Source organism: Streptomyces sp. QH1-20 (assembly GCF_041283565.1).
Taxonomy (GTDB): domain Bacteria; phylum Actinomycetota; class Actinomycetes; order Streptomycetales; family Streptomycetaceae; genus Streptomyces; species Streptomyces syringius.
Genome location: NZ_CP166299.1, coordinates 2091931 through 2113443 on the forward strand (window position 1 = coordinate 2091931; position 21513 = coordinate 2113443).

Consider the following 21513-nt stretch of genomic DNA (forward strand, 5'->3'; position numbering starts at 1 on the left):
GACCCCCTGACGACCGGCACACCACCGCCCCCTCACCGCAGTGCGGTGAGGGGGCGGTGAACGAACCGACGTAGGGGCGTCAGTGCGCTGCGGACTCCCAGTCCCCGCCCACGCCGACCGACACATCCAGCGCCGCACGCAGCTCGACGGCCCCCGCCATCTCACGGCGGACCAGCTCCTCCACCCGCTCACGCTCGCCCGGAGCGATCTCCAGCACGATTTCGTCGTGCACCTGGAGCAGCATCCGCGACGTGAGTTTCTCGGCCTCCAGCGCCTCCGCCACCCGCAGCATCGCGATCTTCACGATGTCGGCGGCCGTCCCCTGGATCGGGGCGTTCAGCGCCATCCGCTCCGCCATCTCACGACGCTGACGGTTGTCGCTGTTGAGATCCGGGAGATAGCGGCGACGGCCCAGCATCGTCTCCGTGTAACCCGTGGCACGGGCCTCCTCGACGGCCCGCTGAAGATAATCCCGCACCCCGCCGAACCGCTCGAAGAACGTGTCCATCAGCCGGCGCGCCTCGTCCGGCGCGATGTTCAGCTGCTGCGACAGACCGAACGCCGACAACCCGTACGCCAAGCCGTACGACATGGCCTTGATCTTGCGGCGCATCTCCGGGTCGACCTCGGACTTGGCGACACCGAAGACCTGCGAGGCCACCGTGGTGTGCAGATCCTCACCCGACGCGAACGCCTCGATCAGACCCTCGTCCTCGGACAGATGAGCCATGACCCGCAGCTCGATCTGGCTGTAGTCGGCCGTCATCAGCTCCTGGAAACCCTCGCCCACCACGAAGCCCCGGCGGATGGCCCGGCCCTCGTCCGTACGCACCGGGATGTTCTGCAGATTGGGGTCCGTGGAGGACAGCCGGCCCGTCGCCGCCACCGTCTGGTTGAACGTCGTGTGAATGCGACCGTCGGGAGCGATGGCCTTGATCAGACCCTCGACCGTGGACCGCAGCTTCGACTGCTCCCGGTGCCGCAGCATGATCACCGGGAGTTCGTTCTCCGTCTGGGCCGCGAGCCAGGCCAGCGCGTCCGCGTCCGTCGTGTACCCGGTCTTGGTCTTCTTCGTCTTCGGCAGGCCCAGCTCGCCGAACAGCACCTCCTGGAGCTGCTTGGGCGAACCGAGGTTGAACTCACGGCCCGCCGCCGCGTGCGCCTCCTTCACCGCCTGCTGCACGGCACCCGCGAACTGCTGCTCCATCCGCTCCAGCCAGCCCCGGTCCGCGGCGATGCCCGCCCGCTCCAACCGGGCCAGCAACGCACTCGTCGGCAGCTCCACATCCGTGAGCAGCTCCGCCGCGCCCACGTCCTTCAGCCGGCCCGTGAAGGCCCCACCGAGATCGAGGACCGTACGGGCCCGGCCCATCAGGGCATCGGCCTCCGCCTGCTCATCGGCACCGAAGGCCAGCTGGCCGTCGCCCGCGGCGGCCGTGGCCAGCTCGCGGCCCAGATACTCCACCGACAGCGCGTCCAGGGCGAACGAACGACGCCCCGGCTTGACCAGATAAGCGGCCAGCGCGGTGTCCATCGTGACGCCCGCGACCGACCAGCCGTGCTCCGCGAAGACCCGCATGGCGGCCTTCGCGTCATGCATCACCTTGGGACGCGCGGCGTCCGCGCTCCACGCGGCGAACGCCCGCTCATCGGCCTCGTCCACCTGCGACGGATCGAACCAGACCGCGGGCCCCTCACCCGTCGCCAGAGCGATCTCGGCGACCCGGCCACTGCCCTGCGACCAGCTGTCGACCATGGCCAGACCCAACGGGGCACCACCGTGCTCGGCCAGCCACGGCGCCAGCTCCCCCGCGCCCAGCACCACGCCGTCCACCTCGGCCCCGGCGGCCGGAGCGGCCTCCTCGGCCTGCTCCGCACCCGGGTCCGCCGCCAGCAGCCGATCCCGCAGACCCTGATTACGGATCTCCAGCCGCTCCAGGAAAGTCGTCAGCGCCAGCCGGTCGTACGCCTCACGGCACAGCTCCTGCGGATGGGTCGACAGCGCCACATCCCGCACCATCTCGGTGAGCCGGCGATTGAGCTTGACGGCCTCCAGATGATCACGGAGGTTCTGCCCGGCCTTGCCCTTGACCTCGTCGACCCGCTCCACCAGCTCCGCGAACGACCCGAACTGAGTGATCCACTTGGTGGCGGTCTTCTCCCCCACACCCGGGATGCCCGGCAGATTGTCCGACGGGTCACCGCGCAGCGCGGCGAAGTCCGGATACTGCTGCGGGGACAGACCGTACTTCTCCTCGACCTTCGCCGGGGTGAACCGCGTCAGCTCCGAGACGCCCTTCGTCGGATACAGCACCGTGACCCGGTCACTGACCAGCTGGAAGGAGTCACGGTCACCGGTGACGATCAGAACGTCGAACCCCTCGGCCTCCGCCTCGGTGGCCAGCGTGGCGATGACGTCGTCGGCCTCGAAACCGTCCACCGCGAACCGCCGCACGGACATCGCGTCCAGCAGCTCGCCGATCAGATCGACCTGCCCCTTGAACTCGTCCGGCGTCTTCGAACGCGTCGCCTTGTACTCCGGGAACTCCTCCGACCGCCACGTCTTGCGCGACACGTCGAACGCCACCGCGAAATGCGTCGGCCGCTCGTCACGCAGCGTATTGGCCAGCATCGACGCGAAGCCGTACACCGCGTTCGTCGGCTGACCGCCGGACGTCGTGAAATTCTCCGCCGGCAGCGCGAAGAACGCGCGATACGCCATGGAGTGCCCGTCCATCAGGAGCAGACGCGGACGGCCTCCCTCCACTGCCTCGGTGCCGGTCGTCTCGTTCGTCTTCGATGCCTTTGCTGCCACGCCCCCGATCCTGCCACGGCCCACTGACAATCCCGGCCACACGACCACCCCGGCCACCCCGCCGCACCACCCCGGCCCCCGCCCGTCAGCGGACTGTCAGCGGGCCGTGACAGGATCGACCCCGTACGACTCCACGTACACCCCGACCCGCTCAAGGGGGAGCGAGATGGCAGGCAAGCCGCCCACAGGCGATCCCGTCCAGGACGCACCCGACGTCGCCGCCCCGCAGCACGCCGCCGCCGGGCTGCCCGCGATCGCCCACACCCTGCGCGTCGCGCAGCAACAAATGGGCGTGCGACGCACCGCGCTCACCCTCCTCAAGGTCAACCAGAAGGACGGCTTCGACTGCCCCGGCTGCGCCTGGCCCGAGCCGGACAAACGCCACGCCGCCGAATTCTGCGAGAACGGCGCCAAGGCCGTCGCCGAGGAAGCGACCCTGCGCCGCGTCACCCCCGACTTCTTCGCCGCCCACCCCGTGGCCGACCTCGCCACCCGCAGCGGCTACTGGCTCGGCCAGCAGGGCCGGCTCACCCACCCCATGTACCTCGCCGAAGGCGCCACGAACTACGAACCCGTGACCTGGGAGCGCGCCTTCGACCTCATCGCCGAGGAACTCCACGCCCTCACCACCCCCGACGAGGCCCTCTTCTACACCTCCGGGCGCACCAGCAACGAAGCAGCCTTCCTCTACCAGCTCTTCGCCCGCGAGTTCGGCACCAACAACCTGCCGGACTGCTCCAACATGTGCCACGAGTCCTCCGGCTCCGCCCTCACCGAAACCATCGGCGTCGGCAAGGGCAGCGTCCTCCTCGAAGACCTCTACCAGGCCGACCTGATCATCGTCGCCGGACAGAACCCCGGCACCAACCACCCCCGCATGCTCAGCGCCCTGGAAAAGGCCAAAGCCGGCGGCACGAAGATCATCACGGTCAACCCGCTCCCCGAAGCCGGCATGGAGCGCTTCAAGAACCCGCAGAACGCCCGCGGCCTCGCCGGCGTCGGCACCCCCCTCACCGACCTCTTCCTCCAGATCCGCCTCGGCGGCGACCAGGCCCTCTTCCGCACCCTCGGCCGCCTCGTCCTCGAAACCGAAGGCGCCGTCGACACCGACTTCATCCGCGAACACACCCACGGCTTCGAGGAATACGAGCGCACCGCCCGCGCCGCCGACTGGGACGAGACCCTGCGCGCCACCGGCCTGCGCCGCGCGGAGATCGAAGAAGCCCTCCGCATGATCCTCGCCTCCCGGCGCACCGTCGTCTGCTGGGCCATGGGCCTCACCCAGCACAAACACGCCGTCCCCACCATCAAGGAAGTCGTCAACCTCCTCCTCCTGCGCGGCGACATCGGCCGCCCCGGCGCCGGCGTCTGCCCCGTACGCGGCCACAGCAACGTCCAGGGCGACCGCACCATGGGCATCTTCGAACGCCCCTCCGCCGCCTTCCTCGACGCCCTCGAGAAGGAATTCGACTTCACCCCGCCCCGCGAGCACGGCCTCGACGTCGTCCGCGCCATCCGCGCCCTGCGCGACGGCGACGCGAAGGTCTTCTTCGCCATGGGCGGCAACTTCGTCGCCGCCTCCCCCGACACCGAGGTCACCGAAGCCGCCATGCGCCGCGCCCGGCTGACCGTCCACGTGTCGACCAAGCTCAACCGGTCCCACGTCATCACCGGCGCCCGCGCCCTGATCCTCCCCACCCTCGGCCGCACCGAGCGCGACCGGCAGAGCGGCGGCGACCAATTCGTCACCGTCGAGGACTCCATGGGCATGGTCCACGCCTCCCGCGGACGCCTGGAACCCGCGAGCCCCCACCTGCTCTCCGAGCCCGCCATCGTGTGCCGCCTCGCCCGACGCGTCCTGGGCACCGAAAGCACCACCCCGTGGGAGGAGTTCGAAAAGGACTACGCCACGATCCGCGACCGCGTCAGCCGCGTCGTCCCCGGCTTCGAGGACTTCAACGCCCGCGTCGCCCGCCCCGGCGGCTTCACCCTGCCCCACGCCCCCCGCGACGAACGCCGCTTCCCCACCGCGACCGGCAAGGCCAACTTCACCGCCGCCCCCGTCGAATACCCCAAGGCCCCCGAGGGACGGCTGCTGCTGCAGACCCTCCGCTCCCACGACCAGTACAACACCACCATCTACGGCCTCGACGACCGCTACCGCGGCATCAAGAACGGCCGCCGCGTCGTCCTCGTGAACCCCGACGACGCCCGCACCCTCGGCCTCGCCGACGGCACGTACGCCGACCTGGTCAGCGAGTGGACCGACGGCACCGAGCGGCGCGCCCCCGGCTTCCGGGTCATCCACTACCCCACCACCCCCGGCTGCGCCGCCGCCTACTACCCGGAGACCAACGTCCTGGTCCCGCTGGACCACACCGCCGACACCAGCAACACCCCCGCCAGCAAGTCCCTGGTCATCAGGCTCGAACAGGCGGACCCGGCCTGAGCGCGGGCCGGCCGACCTGGTAGGACGGATCATCTGAACACGTGGTGCACACCGTGCCCACCAAGGACGATCGGAGCCGCGACGCATGGGCGAGCAGATCACGACCACGTTCCCGCAGGAGATCCTGGACGAGTGGGCCGGCAGCGGCCTCGACCTGGCCGCCCTGTTCTCCGCCGGGCACCTCGGCGAGCGCATGAGCGTCACCGTCGTCGAGGCGGCCCCCGAGCGCATCGTCGGCACCATGCCCGTCGAGGGCAACACCCAGCCGTACGGGCTGCTGCACGGCGGCGCCTCCGCCGTGCTCGCCGAGACCCTCGGCTCGGTCGGCGCCATGCTGCACGGCGGCCCGGGCCGGTTCGCCGTCGGCGTGGACCTCAACTGCACCCACCACCGCGGCGCGCGCTCCGGCATGGTCACGGGCGTGGCCACCCCCGTGCACCGCGGCCGCTCCACCGCCACGTACGAGATCGTCATCACCGACGACCAGGACAAGCGGGTGTGCACCGCGCGCCTCACCTGCCTCATCCGTGACAACGAGGGCTGATCTGCCCCTGAGTGCGCCCGCCCGTGCTGCCTGCGGCGGCGGGCGCCCTGCGGGCGCGTCCTCAATCGCCGGACGGGCTGCTGTGCTGTGTCCTCGAACGCCGGACGGGCTTGGCGGCTGAGCTCAGCCACATCAAGCCCGTCCGGCGTTTGAGGACACCACCGCGCAGCGGGGGTGCACACGACACGGCCGGCCCCGCGATCCGTAACGGTGCGTGACATCACCGCGCCGAGCAACCCGTAGATCCACTCCCCGCACCCCGCCCGCTGACGATCTTTCGCGGGCGCAGCCGCCCGCGCTTCCCGCAGCGGCCACCGAGGCGCCGCCCACTCCTTAGCGGAACTGCACCTTCACAATATCCGGACAACGGTTATCACCCGATACATCCCAATCATCCGGTCAATTCCGCTACACGGACACCCCCGAGTGACCTTCGTCATAACAAGACAGTCACATCATCGCCAGCACCTCTGCCCCAGATCGCCGCCCACCCCTAGAGTCACGGCCAGTTACCACCCCGCCGGGCGGTTTCGCACATCAGGCACGCCTCCACCACGCCGCCCGGCACGCGAACGGCACCTCAGCAGAGGGGGCCTCGCCAGGGAAAGGAAGCACCGTGCGACACCGTTCCTTGCTCATCCTCACCACCGCGATCACCACCGGGGCCCTCACCCTCAGCGCCTGCGGATCACGCGACGACAAAGGGGGCGACACCGACGGAAGCAAGAACACCACCGTGGTGATCGGCGTGGACGCCCCGCTGACCGGCGACCTCTCCCCACTCGGCCAAGGCATCAAGAACTCCACCGAACTCGCCATCAAGATCGCCAACAAGGCCAAGGAAGTCCCCGGCGTCACCTTCGAGATGAAAGCCCTCGACGACCAGGGCCAACCCACCTCCGGCCAGCAGAACGCCACCAAACTCACCGGCGACAAGAACGTCGTCGCCACCGTCGGCCCCCTCAACTCCAGCGTCGCCCAGTCCATGCAACAGGTCGCCCAGGCCAACAACATGGCCCTCATATCCCCGGCCAACACCACCCCCGACCTCACCCAGGGCAAGGACTGGAAACAGAACAACCGCAAGCGCCAATTCACCACCTACTTCCGGACCTCGACCACCGACGAGGTCCAGGGCGCCTTCGGCGGCCAGTACGCCTACGAAAAGATCAAAGCCAAGACGGTCTACGTCATCGACGACCAGAAGACCTACGGCGTCGGCCTCGCCGCCGCCTTCGCCGCCAAATTCACCTCCCTCGGCGGAAAAGTCGTCGGCACCGAACACGTCAACCCCGAGGACCGCGACTTCAAGGCCATCGTCTCCAAGGCCAAGAGCGCCAATCCCGACCTCGTCTTCTACGGCGGCGAATACCCCGCCGCCGCCCCCTTGAGCCAGCAGCTCAAGGACGGCGGCGTCAAAGCACCCACCCTCGGCGGCGACGCCCTCTACAGCCCCCACTACATCAACCTCAACAAGAAGGCCGCCGGCGACTACGCCACATCCGTCGGCAAACCCGTCGAACAACTCGACTCCGCCAAGAAGTTCATCGCCGACTACAAGGCCGCCGGCTACAAGGACGCCTACGAGGCCTACGGCGGCACCGCCTACGACGCCGCCTGGGCCATCATCCAAGCCGTCAAGGCCACCGTCACCGACAACGGCGGCACGCTACCCACCGACGCCCGCGCCAAGGTCGTGGAAGCCCTGAACAAGGTGAAATTCGACGGCGTCTCCGGCCCCGTCTCCTTCGACAAGTACGGCGACACCACCAACACCATGATCACCGCCTACCAGGTCGACGGAACCACCTGGAAAGCCCGCCACAGCGCGGAGTACAAGGGCTGACCCCGCCCCGCCCGGCACCACCCGTCGAACAGCCCGGGCCGTGCGGGACACCACCACCCGCACCCCGCACGGCCCGCCCGACCGGCCCAGTACCCCTTCTCCCACCACGGAGGCCCGGCGGTGCACGAACTGCCGCAACAGCTGGCCAACGGACTCATCCTCGGCGCGATGTACGGACTCATCGCGATCGGCTACACGATGGTCTACGGCATCGTCCAGCTCATCAACTTCGCCCACGGCGAGATCTTCATGGTCGGCGGCTTCGGCGCACTGACCGCCTACCTCATCCTCCCCGACGGCACCGGCCTGCTGCTCGCGCTCCCCCTCATGATCATCGGCGGCATCCTCGCCTCCGGCGCCATCGCCGTCGCCGCCGAACGCTTCGCCTACCGGCCCCTGCGCGGCGCCCCCCGGCTGGCCCCCCTCATCACCGCGATCGGCCTGTCCATCGCCCTCCAGCAAGCCATCTGGAAGTGGTACCCCGACGCCAAGAAAGCCCGCGTCTTCCCCCAGTTCCAAGGCGACGCCATCGACATCCTCGGCGCCACCGTCCAACGCGGCGAGATCTTCCTCCTCGTCGCCGCCCCCCTGTGCATGATCGCCCTCGGCCTGTTCGTCGCCAGGACCCGCACCGGCCGCGGCATGCAGGCCACCGCACAGGACCCCGACACCGCCAAACTCATGGGCATCAACACCGACCGCATCATCGTGATCGCCTTCGCCATCGGCGCCACCTTCGCCGCGATCGCCGCCGTCGCCCACGGCCTCAAATACGGCCAGATCGACTTCCGCATGGGCTTCATCACCGGCCTCAAGGCCTTCACCGCGGCCGTCCTCGGCGGCATCGGCAACATCTACGGCGCCATGCTCGGCGGAGTCGTCCTCGGCGTCGCCGAAGCCCTCGCCACCGGCTACATCGAGGAGATCCCCGGCATGACCCAGTTCGGCGGCGGGTCCTGGAAGGACGTCTGGGCCTTCGTCCTCCTCATCCTCGTCCTGCTGCTACGGCCACAAGGCCTGCTCGGCGAACGCGTCGCGGATCGGGCGTGATACCCATGACCGACAAGAACACGGCACCCGACTCCCCTTCAAGGGACGCCACTTCACTCATACCCCTCCCCACCAACATCGCCCGCATCACCACCATCGCCGGCGCCGCACTGACCATCCTCTCCACCTTCCTCGCCTGGACCTGGACCACCGCATTCCCCGGCAACCTCACCGTCACCGGCTACCCCGGCGGCCTCCAGAACATCACCCTCACCGGCGGCATCCTCACCCTCCTCCACGCCCTCACCGCCTACCGCCCCCGCGGCCTCCGCTGGCTCACCCCCGCCGGAACCACCGCACCCACCCTCCTCCTCGCCCTCGGCACCCTCGCCACCACCTGGTACACCCTCGGCGCCATCAGCACCCAACTCGGCGGCCTCGCCCACCTCGAACCCGGCGCATACGTCGCCGCCCTCGCCACCCTCCTCACCCTCGCCGGCGCCCTCGCCCTCCCCGCCGACCGCCCCTACGACGACCGCGGCGGCACCAAACCCCCCACCCCCTGGAACCGCTTCCGCCACAGCCTCACCACAGGCCGAGCACCCCGCCCCAAAGAACTCCCCACCTGGGCCGACATCCTCATCATCGCCGCCGCCTACGCCACCGGCCTCTACGCCTTCACCTACGGCATCGACACCGAATACGGCGAACTCTTCGTCGGCTACCTCATCCTCGCCTGCTTCACCATCGCCGCCCTCGGCCGCGCCGGACTCACCACCCGCCTCAGCCACCTCACCGCCAAACACCGCAACATCGCACTCGCCGCCGCCTTCATCGCCGCCGCCTGCTTCCCCCTCACCCAGACCAACGACACCTACACCAACCTCGCCGCCAGCATCCTGATCTTCGCCACCGTCGCCCTCGGCCTCAACGTCGTCGTCGGCCTCGCCGGCCTCCTCGACCTCGGATACGTCGCCTTCCTCGGCGTCGGCGCCTACGCCGCCGCCCTCGTCTCCGGCTCCCCCGAATCCGCCCTCGGCGTCCACTTCCCCTTCTGGGCAGCCGTCCTCACCGGCATCGGCGCCTCCCTCGTCTTCGGCGTCCTCATCGGCGCCCCCACCCTCCGCCTCCGCGGCGACTACCTCGCCATCGTCACCCTCGGCTTCGGCGAGATCTTCCGCATCACCATGCTCAACCTCAACGGCACCACCGGACCCGACATCACCAACGGCTCCATGGGCATCCCCAACATCCCCGACCTCGAAATCCTCGGCTTCGAATTCGGCAAAACCCACGACATCCTCGGCGTCCCCATCGGCCGCTTCGGCAACTACTACCTGCTGATGCTGCTCGCCACCGCCGTCGTCGTCCTCGTCTTCCGCCGCGCCGCCGAATCCCGCATCGGCCGCGCCTGGGTCGCCATCCGCGAGGACGAGACCGCCGCCACCGCCATGGGCATCAACGCCTTCCGGCTCAAGCTCCTCGCCTTCGCCCTCGGCGCCGCACTCGCCGGACTCGCCGGCACCGTCCAGGCCCACGTCATCACCACAACCACCCCCGACAGCTACCAATTCGCCGGGACCGTACCCCCCAACTCCGCCTTCCTCCTCGCCGCCGTCATCCTCGGCGGCATGGGCACCATCAGCGGCCCCGTCATCGGCGCCGCACTCCTCTACCTCATCCCGAACAAAATGGAATTCATGCAGGACTACCAACTCCTGCTCTTCGGCCTCGCGCTCGTCCTCCTCATGCGCTTCCGCCCCGAAGGCATGGTCGCCGACCGCCGCAAACAACTCGAATTCCACGAGACCGACCAACTCGACGTACCCGAACGAGGCCTCCCCGACGGGGCAGTCGGCGTCACCAAGGCGGAGGCGTGACCGGCATGACGACCAGCCTGACGAAAACCCCGGCCCCCGACGGCACCCACCCCGTCCTCCACGCCACCGGCGTCACCATGCGCTTCGGCGGACTCACCGCCGTACGCTCCGTCGACCTCGCCGTCCACCCACGCGAAATCGTCGGACTCATCGGCCCCAACGGCGCCGGAAAAACCACCTTCTTCAACTGCCTCACCGGCCTCTACACCCCGACCGAAGGCACCGTCACCTACCGCGACACCGTCCTACCCCCCAAACCCCACCTCGTCACCCAAGCCGGCATCGCCCGCACCTTCCAGAACATCCGCCTCTTCGCCAATATGACCGTCCTCGAAAACGTCCTCGTCGGCCGCCACACCCGCACCAAAGAAGGCCTCTTCTCCGCCCTCCTCCGCGGCCCCGGCTTCAAAAAAGCCGAACGCGAATCCACCCACCGCGCCATGGAACTCCTCGACTTCACCGGCCTCGCCGACAAAGCCGACCACCTCTCCCGCAACCTCCCCTACGGCGAACAACGCAAGCTCGAAATCGCCCGCGCCCTCGCCAGCGACCCCGGCCTCCTCCTCCTCGACGAACCCACCGCCGGCATGAACCCCCAGGAGACCCGCGCCACCGAAGCCCTCGTCCGCGCCATCCGCGACCAAGGCATCGCCGTCCTCGTCATCGAGCACGACATGCGCTTCATCTTCAACCTCTGCGACCGCGTCGCCGTCCTCGTCCAAGGCGAAAAACTCACCGAAGGCACCTCCGACGCCGTCCAAGCCGACGAACGCGTCATCGCCGCCTACCTCGGCACCCCGTTCGAAGGCGCACCCGGACAGGAAGAACTCGCCGAAGTCGAAGCCGCCGAAGCCCACGCCGACGCCCGCGCCGACCTCCCGGAGGAAACCCCATGACCCCCCTCCTCGAAGTCGACAACCTCCGCGTCGCCTACGGCAAGATCGAAGCCGTCAAAGGCATCTCCTTCACCGTCGAAGCCGGCCAGATCGTCACCCTCATCGGCACCAACGGCGCCGGGAAAACCACCACCCTGCGCACCCTCTCCGGACTCCTCAAACCCCTCGCCGGCACCATCCGCTTCAACGGCACCCCCCTCACCGGCGTCCCCGCCCACCAGATCGTCGCCCGCGGCCTCGCCCACTCCCCCGAAGGCCGCCACATCTTCCCCCGGCTCACCATCGCCGAGAACCTCCAGCTCGGAGCCTTCCTCCGCAAGGACACCGGCGGAATCACCCACGACATCCAGCGCGTCTACGAGCTCTTCCCCATCCTCGGCGAACGCGCCAAACAAGCCGCCGGAACCCTCTCCGGCGGCGAACAACAAATGCTCGCCATGGGCCGCGCCCTGATGTCCCGCCCCAAGCTGCTCATGCTCGACGAGCCCTCCATGGGCCTCTCCCCGATCATGATGCAGAAGATCATGCAGACCATCACCGAACTCAAGGCCTCCGGCACGACCATCCTGCTCGTCGAACAGAACGCACAGGCCGCGCTCTCCCTCGCCGACCAGGGTCATGTCATGGAGATCGGCAAGATCGTCCTGTCCGGCACGGGGGCCGATCTGCTGCACGACGAGTCCGTACGCAAGGCGTATCTGGGCGAGGACTGACACCCGACCGGTACGCGAAAGGCCCCGTCCGGCGATCGGACGGGGCCCTTCGTGCAGCGCGCCGCGGGACTACTGCTCCTTGGGAGCCGACTGCTTGTTCTGCTTCTCCTGGGCGTCCTCGATGACCGCCTCGGCGACCTGCTGCATCGACAGCCGACGGTCCATCGACGTCTTCTGGATCCAGCGGAACGCGGCGGGCTCGGTCAGCCCGTACTGCGTCTGCAGCACGCTCTTCGCCCGGTCCACGAGCTTGCGCGTCTCCAGCCGCTGGGAAAGGTCCGCGACCTCCTGCTCCAGGGCCTTCAGCTCGGTGAACCGCGAGACCGCCATCTCGATGGCGGGCACGACGTCGCTCTTGCTGAACGGCTTCACGAGGTAGGCCATGGCACCGGCGTCCCGGGCGCGCTCGACGAGCTCGCGCTGCGAGAAGGCGGTGAGCATCAGGACGGGCGCGATGGACTCGGCGGCGATCCGCTCGGCGGCGGAGATCCCGTCGAGGACGGGCATCTTCACATCAAGAATGACCAGGTCCGGCTTGTGCTCCCGCGCCAGCGCCACGGCGGTCTCGCCGTCACCCGCCTCACCGACGACGGAGTACCCCTCTTCTTCGAGCATCTCTTTGAGATCGAGACGGATGAGGGCCTCGTCCTCGGCGATGACGACACGGGTCGTGTGGGGAGGGGTGTGCGGCTGCTCGTCGTCGACAGGCGGCTGGGGCTCGGCGGCGGTCACGGGACTCCTCGTTAGGACAGGTGGTGCCCCACGAGCGTACCTAGTCCTGTATGTTTGAGCACCGGAGGGGTATATACTTCCCTTGGATTGCAAGGCCCCGGTAGCCCAATTGGTGAGAGGCAATGGATTCAAAACCCATCCAGTGTCGGTTCGAGTCCGACCCGGGGTACTTCACCTTCGATTCGAAGGTCGCCTGAAATCCGCAACGGTTGGCGATCTTCACTCGCCTTGATGAACAAAGCTTCGATTAGGTCCATGACGGCAGCGGCTCGGCCAAGCTCGTCGGCATGTACGACCTCGATACGCGCAAGCGCGCACTCGCGCTCGTCAGCCAGGGCCACAGCCTCAACTCCGTGAGCAGGCAGACCGGCATATCCCGGTCCGCGATACGCGAGTGGCAATCCAGGATCGACCCCCTCACTCGCTCAGCCGAGTGCTCAAGGTGCGGTGCCGACCCGCAGCCTCCACAAGATCGCGCCGCATACGCCTACTTGCTCGGCCTCTACTTGGGCGACGGTTGCCTCAGCCTCGGTCGGAATGGTGTCTACGCCTTACGCATCGCGTGCGCGGATGCCTGGCCCGGCCTGATCGACTCCTGCCGGGACGCCATGAGACGCGTACGCCCGGCGAGCAACGTCTGCACCGTCCGCAAGCAGGGCTGTGTCATGGTCACCAGCACCAGTAAGCACTGGCCCTGCCTGTTCCCGCAGCACGGCCCCGGCAAAAAGCACGAGCGGCTCATCGCGCTCGAACCCTGGCAGGAAGCCATCGTGGAGGAGTTCCCCTGGGAGTTCATACGCGGGCTCATCCACTCCGACGGCTGCCGGATCACCAACTGGACCACCCGCCTCGTCGGCGGTGTGCGCAAGCGCTACGAGTACCCGCGGTACTTCTTCACCAACAAGTCCGAGGACATCCTCTTCCTCTACGCCGATGCCCTCGACATCGTCGGCGTCGAATGGAAGATCACGCGGCGCGGCACGGACCCGTACAACATATCCGTCGCCCGCAAACACTCCGTCGCCCTCATGGACGCCCACATCGGGCCCAAGTACTGACCTACTCCTCCTCCCCGATGTGATGCACCCGCACCAGGTTCGTCGTCCCCGCCACCCCGGGCGGCGAGCCCGCCGTGATGATGACCATGTCGCCCTTCCGGCAGCGTCCGATCCGCAGCAGGTATTCGTCGACCTGGTCGACCATCTCGTCCGTCGTCTGGACCATCGGACCGAGGAAGGTCTCCACCCCCCACGTCAGGTTGAGTTGCGACCGCGTCGCCGGTTCCGGGGTGAAGGCCAGCAGGGGGATCGGTGAGCGGTAGCGGGACAGTCGGCGGACCGTGTCACCGGATTGAGTGAAGGCCACCAGGAACTTCGCGCCGAGGAAGTCGCCCATCTCGGCCGCCGCGCGGGCCACAGAGCCGCCCTGGGTGCGGGGCTTGCTGCGTTCGGTCAGGGGCGGCAGGCCCTTGGCTAGGACGTCTTCCTCGGCCGCCCGGACGATGCGGCCCATCGTCTTCACGGTCTCGACGGGGTATTTGCCGACGCTGGTCTCACCCGAAAGCATGACCGCGTCCGTGCCGTCGATGACGGCGTTGGCGACGTCGGAGGCCTCCGCGCGTGTGGGGCGGGATGCGTCGATCATGGAGTCGAGCATCTGGGTCGCGACGATGACCGGCTTGGCGTTGCGCTTGGCCAGCTTGATGGCGCGCTTCTGGACGATGGGCACGGTTTCGAGGGGCATCTCGACGCCCAGGTCGCCGCGGGCGACCATGATGCCGTCGAAGGCGGCGACGATGCCGTCGAGGTTGGCGACGGCCTGCGGCTTTTCGATCTTCGCGATGACGGGGAGGCGGCAGCCTTCCTCGTCCATGATGCGGTGGACGTCCTCGATGTCGTGGGCGCTGCGTACGAAGGAGAGGGCGATGATGTCGGCGCCTGTCCTGATGGCCCAGCGGAGGTCGTGGACGTCCTTGTCGGAGAGGGCGGGGACGGAGACGGCGACGCCGGGGAGGTTGAGGCCCTTGTGGTCGGAGACCATGCCGCCTTCGATGACGATGGTCCTGACGCGGGGGCCGTCGACTTCGGTGACTTCGAGGGTGACGCGGCCGTCGTCGACGAGGATGCGTTCGCCCTTGGTGACGTCGGCGGCGAGGCCGGGGTAGGTGGTGCCGCAGATGTGGCGGTCGCCTTCGGCGTCGTCGACGGTGATGGTGAAGTCATCGCCGCGTTCAAGGAGTACAGGGCCTTCGCGGAAGGTGCCGAGGCGGATCTTCGGGCCTTGAAGGTCGGCGAGGATGCCGACGTTGCGGCCGGTTTCCTCTGCGGCTTTGCGTACCCGCTCGTAGCGCGTCTCGTGGTCGGCGTAGATGCCGTGGCTGAGGTTGAGGCGGGCGACGTCCATGCCGGCTTCGACGAGTGCCTTGATCTGCTCGTACGAGTCGGTGGCGGGGCCCAGTGTGCAGACGATTTTTGCTCGGCGCATGGCACGAGCTTATGACTTACCGACGGGTAGACAATTGGGCGTCCGCAACAGCCCAACGGCGTTTGGGCGAAAGGTTGTTGACAATTAGTGAAACGTGCGCGGGGGTGCTCCGATGAGCGTCGCGGGTGGTCCCGGTGGTCCCCCGCGCGGGGGTGTCAGAGGGCGGGGCGGGTCATCGTAAACCGGGCGTTGACTTCGGCGTAGACGAATTGGCGCTGGGGTTCGAGGTCGAGGGCGGGGGCGGGGGCTTCGCCTCCGTAGCCGGCTGATCGCATCATTCCGCCGGGGGCGGGCGGGAGGCCGGCGGGGGTGGCGTTCTCGGCGCCGATGTCGGCGAGTTCCACGATGGCGACGAGTTCGGCGCCGAGTGCTCCGGCGTATTCGCGGGCGCGTTGTACGGCTTCCCGTACTGCTTGTTGGCGGGCTTCGCGGTGGGCGGGTGAGTCGGGTCGGAGGGCCCACCAGGGGCCGTCGACGCGGGTGAGGTCGAGGTCGGCGAGGCGGGTGGTGAGTTCGCCGAGGGCGGTGAAGTCGCCCAGGGTGGCGGTGAGGTGGACGGTGCCGTGGTAGGCGCGGATGCGTTCGTGGCGGCCTTTGTCGGTGAGTTGGGGGGTGATGGTGAAGGAGCCGGTTTCGAGTTGTTCGATTGCTTGGTCGTAGGACTTGATGAGTTCGAGGGTTTGGTTGTTGCGGTGGGTGAGGTCGGCGAGTGCGGTGCGGCGGTCGGTGCCGCGGGCGCTGACAGTGATGCCGAGGCGGGCGATTTCGGGGTCGACTTCGAGGCGGGCTTCGCCTCGGACGGCGAGGCGGGGGGCTTCGGGGGTGCCGTACGGGAGGGGTGCCGGTGGTGTCGTCATGAGGTCAGCGTCTCAGGTGGGTGGCGCTGGTGACCGGTGTGGCGGGTGTGGTGTGGCGGGGTTACTGGGGAGTCACCGGATCGCAACCTTGGGGGTCTGTCGTGGGTGTGGCGGGCTGGGTCAGAATCTACGCGCGTTGTGCTGTTTGCCGAGGTTTCGGCCGTCACTGATGGGGAGAAGAGATGCCGCTCAACCGTAGGAAGTTTCTGGGGCGTACCGCCGCGACGGGTGCGGGGGTCGCGTTGGCGGGGGCTGCGGCTGCCGGGCCGGCGGAGGCTCAGGATTTCGGGCACCGGGATCGGCGGAAGAAGCGGTACGCGTTCACCGTGATGGGGACCACGGATCTGCATGGCAATGTCTTCAACTGGGACTATTTCACCGATGCCGAGTTCGATGACAAGGCGCACAATGATGTGGGTCTGGCGAAGATCTCGACGTTGGTGGAGCAGGTCCGTAAGGAGAAGGGCCGACGGAACACGCTGTTGATCGACGCGGGTGACACGATTCAGGGTACGCAGTTGTCGTACTACTACGCGAAGGTCGATCCGATCACGCGGGTCGGTGGTCCGGTGCATCCGATGGCGCAGGCGATGAATGCGATCGGGTATGACGCGGCGGCGCTCGGTAATCATGAGTTCAATTACGGGATTCCGGTGCTGCGGAAGTTCGAGAAGCAGTGTGATTTTCCGTTGCTGGGTGCCAATGCGTTGGATGCGAAGACGTTGCGTCCGGCGTTCGCGCCGTATGTGATGAAGCGGGTGTGTACGCCGCACGGTCGTGATGTGAAGGTGGCGGTGCTGGGGCTGACGAACCCGGGGATCGCGATCTGGGACAAGGCGAATGTGCAGGGGAAGATGACGTTCCCGGGGCTGGAGGAGCAGGCGGCGAAGTGGGTGCCGAGGCTTCGGTCGATGGGTGCGGATGTGGTGATCGTGTCGGCTCACTCGGGGAGCAGCGGTACGTCGTCGTACGGGGATCAGTTGCCGCATATCGAGAATGCGGCGGCTTTGGTGGCGGAGCAGGTGCCGGGTATCGATGCGATTCTGGTGGGGCATGCGCATACGGAGATTCCTGAGTATCGGGTGACGAACAAGAAGTCGGGGAAGCAGGTTGTTCTGTCGGAGCCGTTGAAGTGGGGGCAGCGGTTGACGTTGTTCGACTTCGAGTTGGTGTGGGGCAAGGGGTGCTGGCAGGTCGAGTCGGTGTCGGCGAAGGTGTTGAATTCCAATACGGTGGCCGAGGACCGGAAGATCACGGGTCTGCTGCGTGATGAGCACGAGAAGGTCGTGGCGTATGTGAATCAGGTGATCGGTACGTCGTCGGCTGCGATGGGGGCGGCGGAGGCGCCGGTGAAGGACACGCCGATCATTGATTTCATCAATCATGTGCAGGCGGAGACGGTGAAGTCGGCGCTGGCGGGGACGGCGTATGCGTCGCTGCCGGTGTTGTCGCAGGCGTCGTGTTTCTCGCGGACGGCTGCGGTGCCGGCGGGGAAGGTGACGATCCGCGAGGTGGCGGGGTTGTATCCGTTCGAGAACACGCTGGAGGCGCGGGTGCTGACGGGTGCGCAGTTGCGGGCGTATCTGGAGTTCTCGGCGCGTTATTACGTGCGGACCGCTGCGGGTGCGCCGGTGGACCCGGCGAAGCTGACGAATGCGGAGAGCATTCCGGATTACAACTATGACGCGGTGAGTGGCCTGTCGTACGAGATCGATATCGCGAAGGCGCCGGGTTCGCGGATCGTGAATCTGTCGTTCGAGGGGAAGCCGTTGGATGATGCGGCGCAGTTCGTGCTGGCGGTGAACAATTACCGGGCGAGTGGTGGCGGTAACTTCCCGCATGTGGCGGCTGCGAAGCAGGTGTGGGCGAATTCGGAGGAGATTCGTAACACGATCATCGGGTGGGTGAAGGCGCAGGGGGCGATCGATGTGGCGCGGTTCGCTTCGGTGGACTGGAAGCTGACGCGGGATGGTGTGCCGGTGTTCTGAGGTGGTGTGCGGGGGCGGGGTCGCTCGTGCTGCGTGGAGCGGTGTTCACGGGCGGCGGCGCCCTCGGGCGTGGGGTGGGTGCTTCGAGCGCGTGGCGGCGCCGCCGGGCTTCTGGCTGAGCCGTATGTCTGTCCGGCGGTCCGTGATCTTCGCAGCTGCTGCGACTCTGGTGGTCCTGACCCCTGGTGTGGGTCATGCCGCCGCCTCCCCGGAACCCATCAAGCACGAGGGTTCGGGGTGGTATCTGGACAGCGGTAGTGAGAAGTCCTCGGCCAAGGCCCCGACGTACACGGTGAAATACACGGGAGAGCCCGCGTCGGCGCCGGGCAATCTGAAGTGGTCCTACGATCCCGCCACGAAGCTCGTCAAGAATGAGGCGAACGGTTGGTATCTCGGTAGTGGTGGTGATTCCGCCGCCAAGTCGCCGGCGTACACGGTGAAGTACGCGGGGGATCCGGCGGCCGCTCCCCCGGAGCTGAAGTGGTCGTATGACGCGAGCACCAAGTTGGTGAAGAACGAGGGGAACGGCTGGTATTTGGGTGCCGGGGGTGATGACTACGGGAAGGCGCCCGCGTACACGACGAAGTACACGGGAAGTCCTGCGTCGGCGCCGGCTCAGCTGAAGTGGGAGATACCGTCGTAGTTTTCGGATGCGGCTCCCACCGGCAGGCCGAGGCCCCACTGACGCACGTTCTGTCAGTGGGGCCGTTTCGGTGTGGGGCGGGCGGTTCGGGTGTCAGATATTGGTGAAGGCGAGTTTGGCGCCGAGGGCGACGAAGGCTCCGGCGAAAGTGCGGCGCATCCAGGTGAGGACCTTGGGGCGGGAGATGACGTGGTCCCGGACGGCGGCGGCGAGCAGGCCGTAGCCGACGAAGATCACGAAGGTCATCAGCATGAAGACAAGGCTCAGTTCAAGCATGCGCATGACGGGGCTGGATTCGTCGGTGCTGACGAACTGGGGCAGGAATGCCAGGAAGAAGATGGTCAGCTTCGGGTTGAGGATGTTGATCAGTACGCCGGTGATGGTGACTTTGGTGGCGGAGGGGGCGGTGTCCGTGCCGTTTTCCTCTTCGACCTTGAGGGTGCCGCTTTCGCGGAGCGTGCTCCAGGCGACGTAGAGGAGGTAGGCGACGCCGAGGTATTTGAAGATCTGGAAGGCGAGGGCGCTGGCCTGGAGGAGTGCTGCCAGTCCCATGATGGTGGCGGCCATGTGGGGGACGATGCCCAGGGTGCATCCGAACGCCGCCACGATGCTCGGGCGGAATCCTCTGGAGAGGCCGGTGGCCAGGGTGTAGAGGACTCCGGTGCCGGGGGATGCGGTGACGATGAATGAGGTGACTAAGAATTCGATGCTCATGGGCGGCGCTCCTCTGTTGCTGATATCAACCCTGGGCGAGTAGCGCCCGGGTCGCCGTTTCGACGTCCTCGTTGCGCATGAGGCTCTCGCCGACGAGGAAGGTCGAGATGCCGACCTTAGCGAGGCGGGCGAGGTCGGAGGGGCCGGCCACCCCGCTTTCGCCGATGATCACCCGTCCGTCGGGCACGCGGGGGGCGAGGGTCTCGCTGGTGGTGAGGGTCGTCTCGAAGGTCTTGAGGTTGCGGTTGTTGATGCCGATGAGGCGGGAACGCAGCTCGAGTGCCCGGTCGAGTTCCGTGCCGTCGTGGACTTCGAGGATGACGTCCATGCCGAGGTCGTGGGCGGTGTCCTCGAGGTCCTTGGCGGTGGCGTCGTCGACGGCGGCGAGGATGATCAGGACGCAGTCGGCGCCCCAGGCGCGGGCTTCGACGATCTGGTAGGGGTCGAACATGAAGTCCTTGCGCAGGGCCGGGAGCGCGGTGGCGGCGCGGGCGGCGGCGAGGTGTTCGGGGGCACCTTGGAAGGAGGGGGTGTCGGTCAGTACGGAGAGGCAGGCCGCTCCGCCGGCTTCGTAGGCGGTGGCGAGGGCGGGCGGGTCGAAGTCGGCGCGGATGAGTCCCTTCGAGGGGCTCGCTTTTTTGATTTCGGCGATGAGTGCGTAGTCGCCCTGGGCGATGCGGCGTTCGATGGCGGTGCGGAAGCCGCGGGGGGCGGGGGCGGCCTGGGCTTCCTTTTCGAGGGTGGCCTGGGGGCGGGTGCGCTTGGCGGTGGCGATCTCTTCGCGCTTATAGCTTTCGATCTTGGTGAGGATGTCGGTCATGTCGGGGGTCCTCTCGTGGGTTCGGGCCGTGTTCCGCGGGGGTGCTCAGGCGTTCGAGACGGCGATGAGTCGGTCGAGGCGGTGGTGGGCTTCTCCGGTGTCGATCGACTTGGTGGCGAGTTCGATGCCGTGGGGCAGTTCTTCGGCGCGGCCGGAGACGACGAGTGCGGCGGCCGCGTTGAAGAGGGCGATGTCGCGGTAGGGGCCCTTTTCTCCTTGGAGGACTCCGCGGAGGGCTTCGGCGTTGCCCTGTGCGTCGCTTCCTTTGAGCAGGTCGGGGGTGGCGCGTGCGAGGCCCATGTCCTCGGGGGTGACCTCGAAGGTGCGGATCGTGCCGTGGTCGAGGGAGGCGATGGTGGTGGGGCCGGTGGTGGTGATTTCGTCGAGGCCGTCGGAGCCGTGGACGACATAGGCGCGTACGGAGCCGAGTTTGCCCAGGACCTGGGCGATGGGTTCGACCCAGTGCGCGGCGTAGACGCCGACCATCTGTCGTCGTACGCCGGCCGGGTTGAGGAGGGGGCCGAGCAGATTGAAGATGGTGCGGGTGCCCAGTTCGATGCGGGTGGGGCTCATGTGCTTGAGCGCGGGGTGGTGGTCGGGGGCGAACATGAAGCCGATTCCGGCTTCGGTGAGGCAGCGTTCTATGGCGTCGGGGGCGAGGTGGATGCGGACGCCGAGGGCGGCGAGGACGTCGGCGGCGCCGCAGCGTGAGGACAGGGCCCGGTTGCCCTGTTTGGCGACGGGGACGCCGGCTCCGGCGACGATGAAGGCCGCGCAGGTGGAGATGTTGTAGGAACCGGAGGAGTCGCCACCGGTGCCCAGGAGGTCGATGGCGCCGGGGGGCGCGTCGACGGTGAGCATCTGGGAGCGCATGGTGGTGACGGCGCCGGTGATCTCCTCGACGGTCTCGCCGCGCATGCGCAGCGCCATCAGGAAGGCGCCCATCTGTGAGGCGGTGGCTTCGCCCGTCATCATCCGGTCGAAGGCCCGGGCGGATTCCTCGAGTGTCAGCGTGGCGCCGGTCGCTACCTTGCCGATCAGGGCCTTGAATTCTTCCATGGGCTTCTCCTTGAGGCGGGCCCCGGTCCGACGGCACGATGTGCGCTCTGCCCCGGCGTCATCGATCGTCGGGGCCATGGTGG

The 21513-nt window shown here is 67.7% G+C and carries 17 protein-coding genes and 1 tRNA gene; 11 read left to right on the top strand and 7 right to left on the bottom strand.

The genetic code is table 11. The annotated features are described in order from the left end of the window. Positions 1–79: 79 nt before the first annotated feature. Complete coding sequence (gene polA / locus AB8O64_RS09320; protein WP_370423828.1) at positions 80–2737, bottom strand: DNA polymerase I; 2658 nt, start codon at positions 2735–2737, stop codon at positions 80–82. A gap of 244 nt (positions 2738–2981) precedes the next feature. On the opposite strand from polA, the gene AB8O64_RS09325 reads away from it, so the two are divergent. The 7 genes from AB8O64_RS09325 (at position 2982) to AB8O64_RS09355 (ending at position 12133) form a co-directional block, all read left to right on the top strand. Continuing rightward, on the top strand, positions 2982–5264 hold the full coding sequence (locus AB8O64_RS09325; RefSeq protein WP_370418725.1) for an FdhF/YdeP family oxidoreductase: 2283 nt from the start codon (positions 2982–2984) through the stop codon (positions 5262–5264). An 85-nt stretch (positions 5265–5349) separates the two neighbouring features. Beyond that, positions 5350–5808 (top strand): PaaI family thioesterase, encoded by a 459-nt coding sequence (locus AB8O64_RS09330; RefSeq protein ID WP_370418726.1) that lies wholly within the window; start codon positions 5350–5352, stop codon positions 5806–5808. A gap of 631 nt (positions 5809–6439) precedes the next feature. Next, complete coding sequence (locus AB8O64_RS09335; protein WP_370423829.1) at positions 6440–7654, top strand: branched-chain amino acid ABC transporter substrate-binding protein; 1215 nt, start codon at positions 6440–6442, stop codon at positions 7652–7654. Between the two features lie 120 nt (positions 7655–7774). Next, positions 7775–8704, top strand: a complete 930-nt coding sequence (locus tag AB8O64_RS09340) for a branched-chain amino acid ABC transporter permease (protein WP_370418727.1) — start codon at positions 7775–7777, stop codon at positions 8702–8704. A 5-nt stretch (positions 8705–8709) separates the two neighbouring features. Further along, positions 8710–10524, top strand: coding sequence for a branched-chain amino acid ABC transporter permease (locus AB8O64_RS09345; RefSeq protein WP_370418728.1), 1815 nt, complete (start codon positions 8710–8712; stop codon positions 10522–10524). 5 nt (positions 10525–10529) lie between these two features. After that, a complete protein-coding gene (locus AB8O64_RS09350) occupies positions 10530–11420 on the top strand; it encodes an ABC transporter ATP-binding protein (protein ID WP_370418729.1) in 891 nt (296 codons plus the stop codon). Beyond that, positions 11417–12133: an ABC transporter ATP-binding protein gene (locus tag AB8O64_RS09355; protein WP_370418730.1), complete on the top strand. Its 717-nt coding sequence runs from the start codon at positions 11417–11419 to the stop codon at positions 12131–12133. Before AB8O64_RS09350 ends, AB8O64_RS09355 begins: the two co-directional genes overlap by 4 nt. 69 nt (positions 12134–12202) lie before the next feature. On the opposite strand, the gene AB8O64_RS09360 is transcribed toward AB8O64_RS09355, so the two are convergent. Then, positions 12203–12865 (bottom strand): ANTAR domain-containing response regulator, encoded by a 663-nt coding sequence (locus AB8O64_RS09360; RefSeq protein WP_370418731.1) that lies wholly within the window; start codon positions 12863–12865, stop codon positions 12203–12205. A gap of 94 nt (positions 12866–12959) precedes the next feature. On the opposite strand from AB8O64_RS09360, the gene AB8O64_RS09365 reads away from it, so the two are divergent. Both AB8O64_RS09365 and AB8O64_RS09370 read left to right on the top strand, forming a co-directional pair. Then, positions 12960–13034, top strand: a tRNA-Leu gene (locus tag AB8O64_RS09365). A gap of 118 nt (positions 13035–13152) precedes the next feature. Beyond that, the gene (locus AB8O64_RS09370) at positions 13153–13923 is read left to right on the top strand and encodes a transcriptional regulator (RefSeq protein WP_370418732.1); all 771 of its coding nucleotides are present in this window, start codon (positions 13153–13155) and stop codon (positions 13921–13923) included. A 1-nt stretch (position 13924) separates the two neighbouring features. Here AB8O64_RS09370 and pyk read toward each other — a convergent pair whose 3' ends face one another. Together pyk and AB8O64_RS09380 are read right to left on the bottom strand one after the other, a co-directional pair. Further along, positions 13925–15349, bottom strand: coding sequence for a pyruvate kinase (gene pyk / locus AB8O64_RS09375; RefSeq protein WP_365371091.1), 1425 nt, complete (start codon positions 15347–15349; stop codon positions 13925–13927). 155 nt (positions 15350–15504) lie between these two features. Beyond that, on the bottom strand, positions 15505–16206 hold the full coding sequence (locus AB8O64_RS09380) for an SIMPL domain-containing protein (RefSeq protein ID WP_370418733.1): 702 nt from the start codon (positions 16204–16206) through the stop codon (positions 15505–15507). Positions 16207–16388: 182 nt separating this feature from the next. Here AB8O64_RS09380 and AB8O64_RS09385 point away from each other — a divergent pair, with 182 nt between their 5' ends. Both AB8O64_RS09385 and AB8O64_RS09390 read left to right on the top strand, forming a co-directional pair. After that, positions 16389–18194: a bifunctional UDP-sugar hydrolase/5'-nucleotidase gene (locus AB8O64_RS09385; protein ID WP_370418734.1), complete on the top strand. Its 1806-nt coding sequence runs from the start codon at positions 16389–16391 to the stop codon at positions 18192–18194. A gap of 91 nt (positions 18195–18285) precedes the next feature. Continuing rightward, a complete protein-coding gene (locus tag AB8O64_RS09390; RefSeq protein ID WP_370418735.1) occupies positions 18286–18837 on the top strand; it encodes a hypothetical protein in 552 nt (183 codons plus the stop codon). Positions 18838–18930: 93 nt separating this feature from the next. Here AB8O64_RS09390 and AB8O64_RS09395 read toward each other — a convergent pair whose 3' ends face one another. Genes AB8O64_RS09395 through trpD form a run of 3 tightly spaced genes read right to left on the bottom strand, consistent with a single transcriptional unit; the run spans position 18931 to position 21430 of the window. After that, on the bottom strand, positions 18931–19551 hold the full coding sequence (locus AB8O64_RS09395) for a LysE family translocator (RefSeq protein WP_356450815.1): 621 nt from the start codon (positions 19549–19551) through the stop codon (positions 18931–18933). Between the two features lie 25 nt (positions 19552–19576). Beyond that, positions 19577–20371, bottom strand: a complete 795-nt coding sequence (gene trpC / locus AB8O64_RS09400) for an indole-3-glycerol phosphate synthase TrpC (RefSeq protein ID WP_370418736.1) — start codon at positions 20369–20371, stop codon at positions 19577–19579. 45 nt (positions 20372–20416) lie between these two features. Continuing rightward, positions 20417–21430 carry an anthranilate phosphoribosyltransferase gene (trpD, locus tag AB8O64_RS09405; protein ID WP_370418737.1) on the bottom strand — a complete coding sequence of 338 codons (1014 nt, stop codon included), beginning with the start codon at positions 21428–21430 and terminating at the stop codon, positions 20417–20419. Positions 21431–21513 lie beyond the last annotated feature (83 nt).

Coding starts and splice junctions, on each gene's coding strand:
- AB8O64_RS09385 (WP_370418734.1), top strand. CDS start 16,389: ATGCCGCTCAACCGTAGGAAGTTTCTGGGGCGTACCGCCGCGACGGGT.
- AB8O64_RS09395 (WP_356450815.1), bottom strand. CDS start 19,551: ATGAGCATCGAATTCTTAGTCACCTCATTCATCGTCACCGCATCCCCC.
- AB8O64_RS09345 (WP_370418728.1), top strand. CDS start 8,710: ATGACCGACAAGAACACGGCACCCGACTCCCCTTCAAGGGACGCCACT.
- pyk (WP_365371091.1), bottom strand. CDS start 15,349: ATGCGCCGAGCAAAAATCGTCTGCACACTGGGCCCCGCCACCGACTCG.
- trpC (WP_370418736.1), bottom strand. CDS start 20,371: ATGACCGACATCCTCACCAAGATCGAAAGCTATAAGCGCGAAGAGATC.
- AB8O64_RS09370 (WP_370418732.1), top strand. CDS start 13,153: ATGTACGACCTCGATACGCGCAAGCGCGCACTCGCGCTCGTCAGCCAG.
- AB8O64_RS09330 (WP_370418726.1), top strand. CDS start 5,350: ATGGGCGAGCAGATCACGACCACGTTCCCGCAGGAGATCCTGGACGAG.
- AB8O64_RS09325 (WP_370418725.1), top strand. CDS start 2,982: ATGGCAGGCAAGCCGCCCACAGGCGATCCCGTCCAGGACGCACCCGAC.
- polA (WP_370423828.1), bottom strand. CDS start 2,737: ATGGACGGGCACTCCATGGCGTATCGCGCGTTCTTCGCGCTGCCGGCG.
- trpD (WP_370418737.1), bottom strand. CDS start 21,430: ATGGAAGAATTCAAGGCCCTGATCGGCAAGGTAGCGACCGGCGCCACG.
- AB8O64_RS09355 (WP_370418730.1), top strand. CDS start 11,417: ATGACCCCCCTCCTCGAAGTCGACAACCTCCGCGTCGCCTACGGCAAG.
- AB8O64_RS09350 (WP_370418729.1), top strand. CDS start 10,530: ATGACGACCAGCCTGACGAAAACCCCGGCCCCCGACGGCACCCACCCC.
- AB8O64_RS09380 (WP_370418733.1), bottom strand. CDS start 16,206: ATGACGACACCACCGGCACCCCTCCCGTACGGCACCCCCGAAGCCCCC.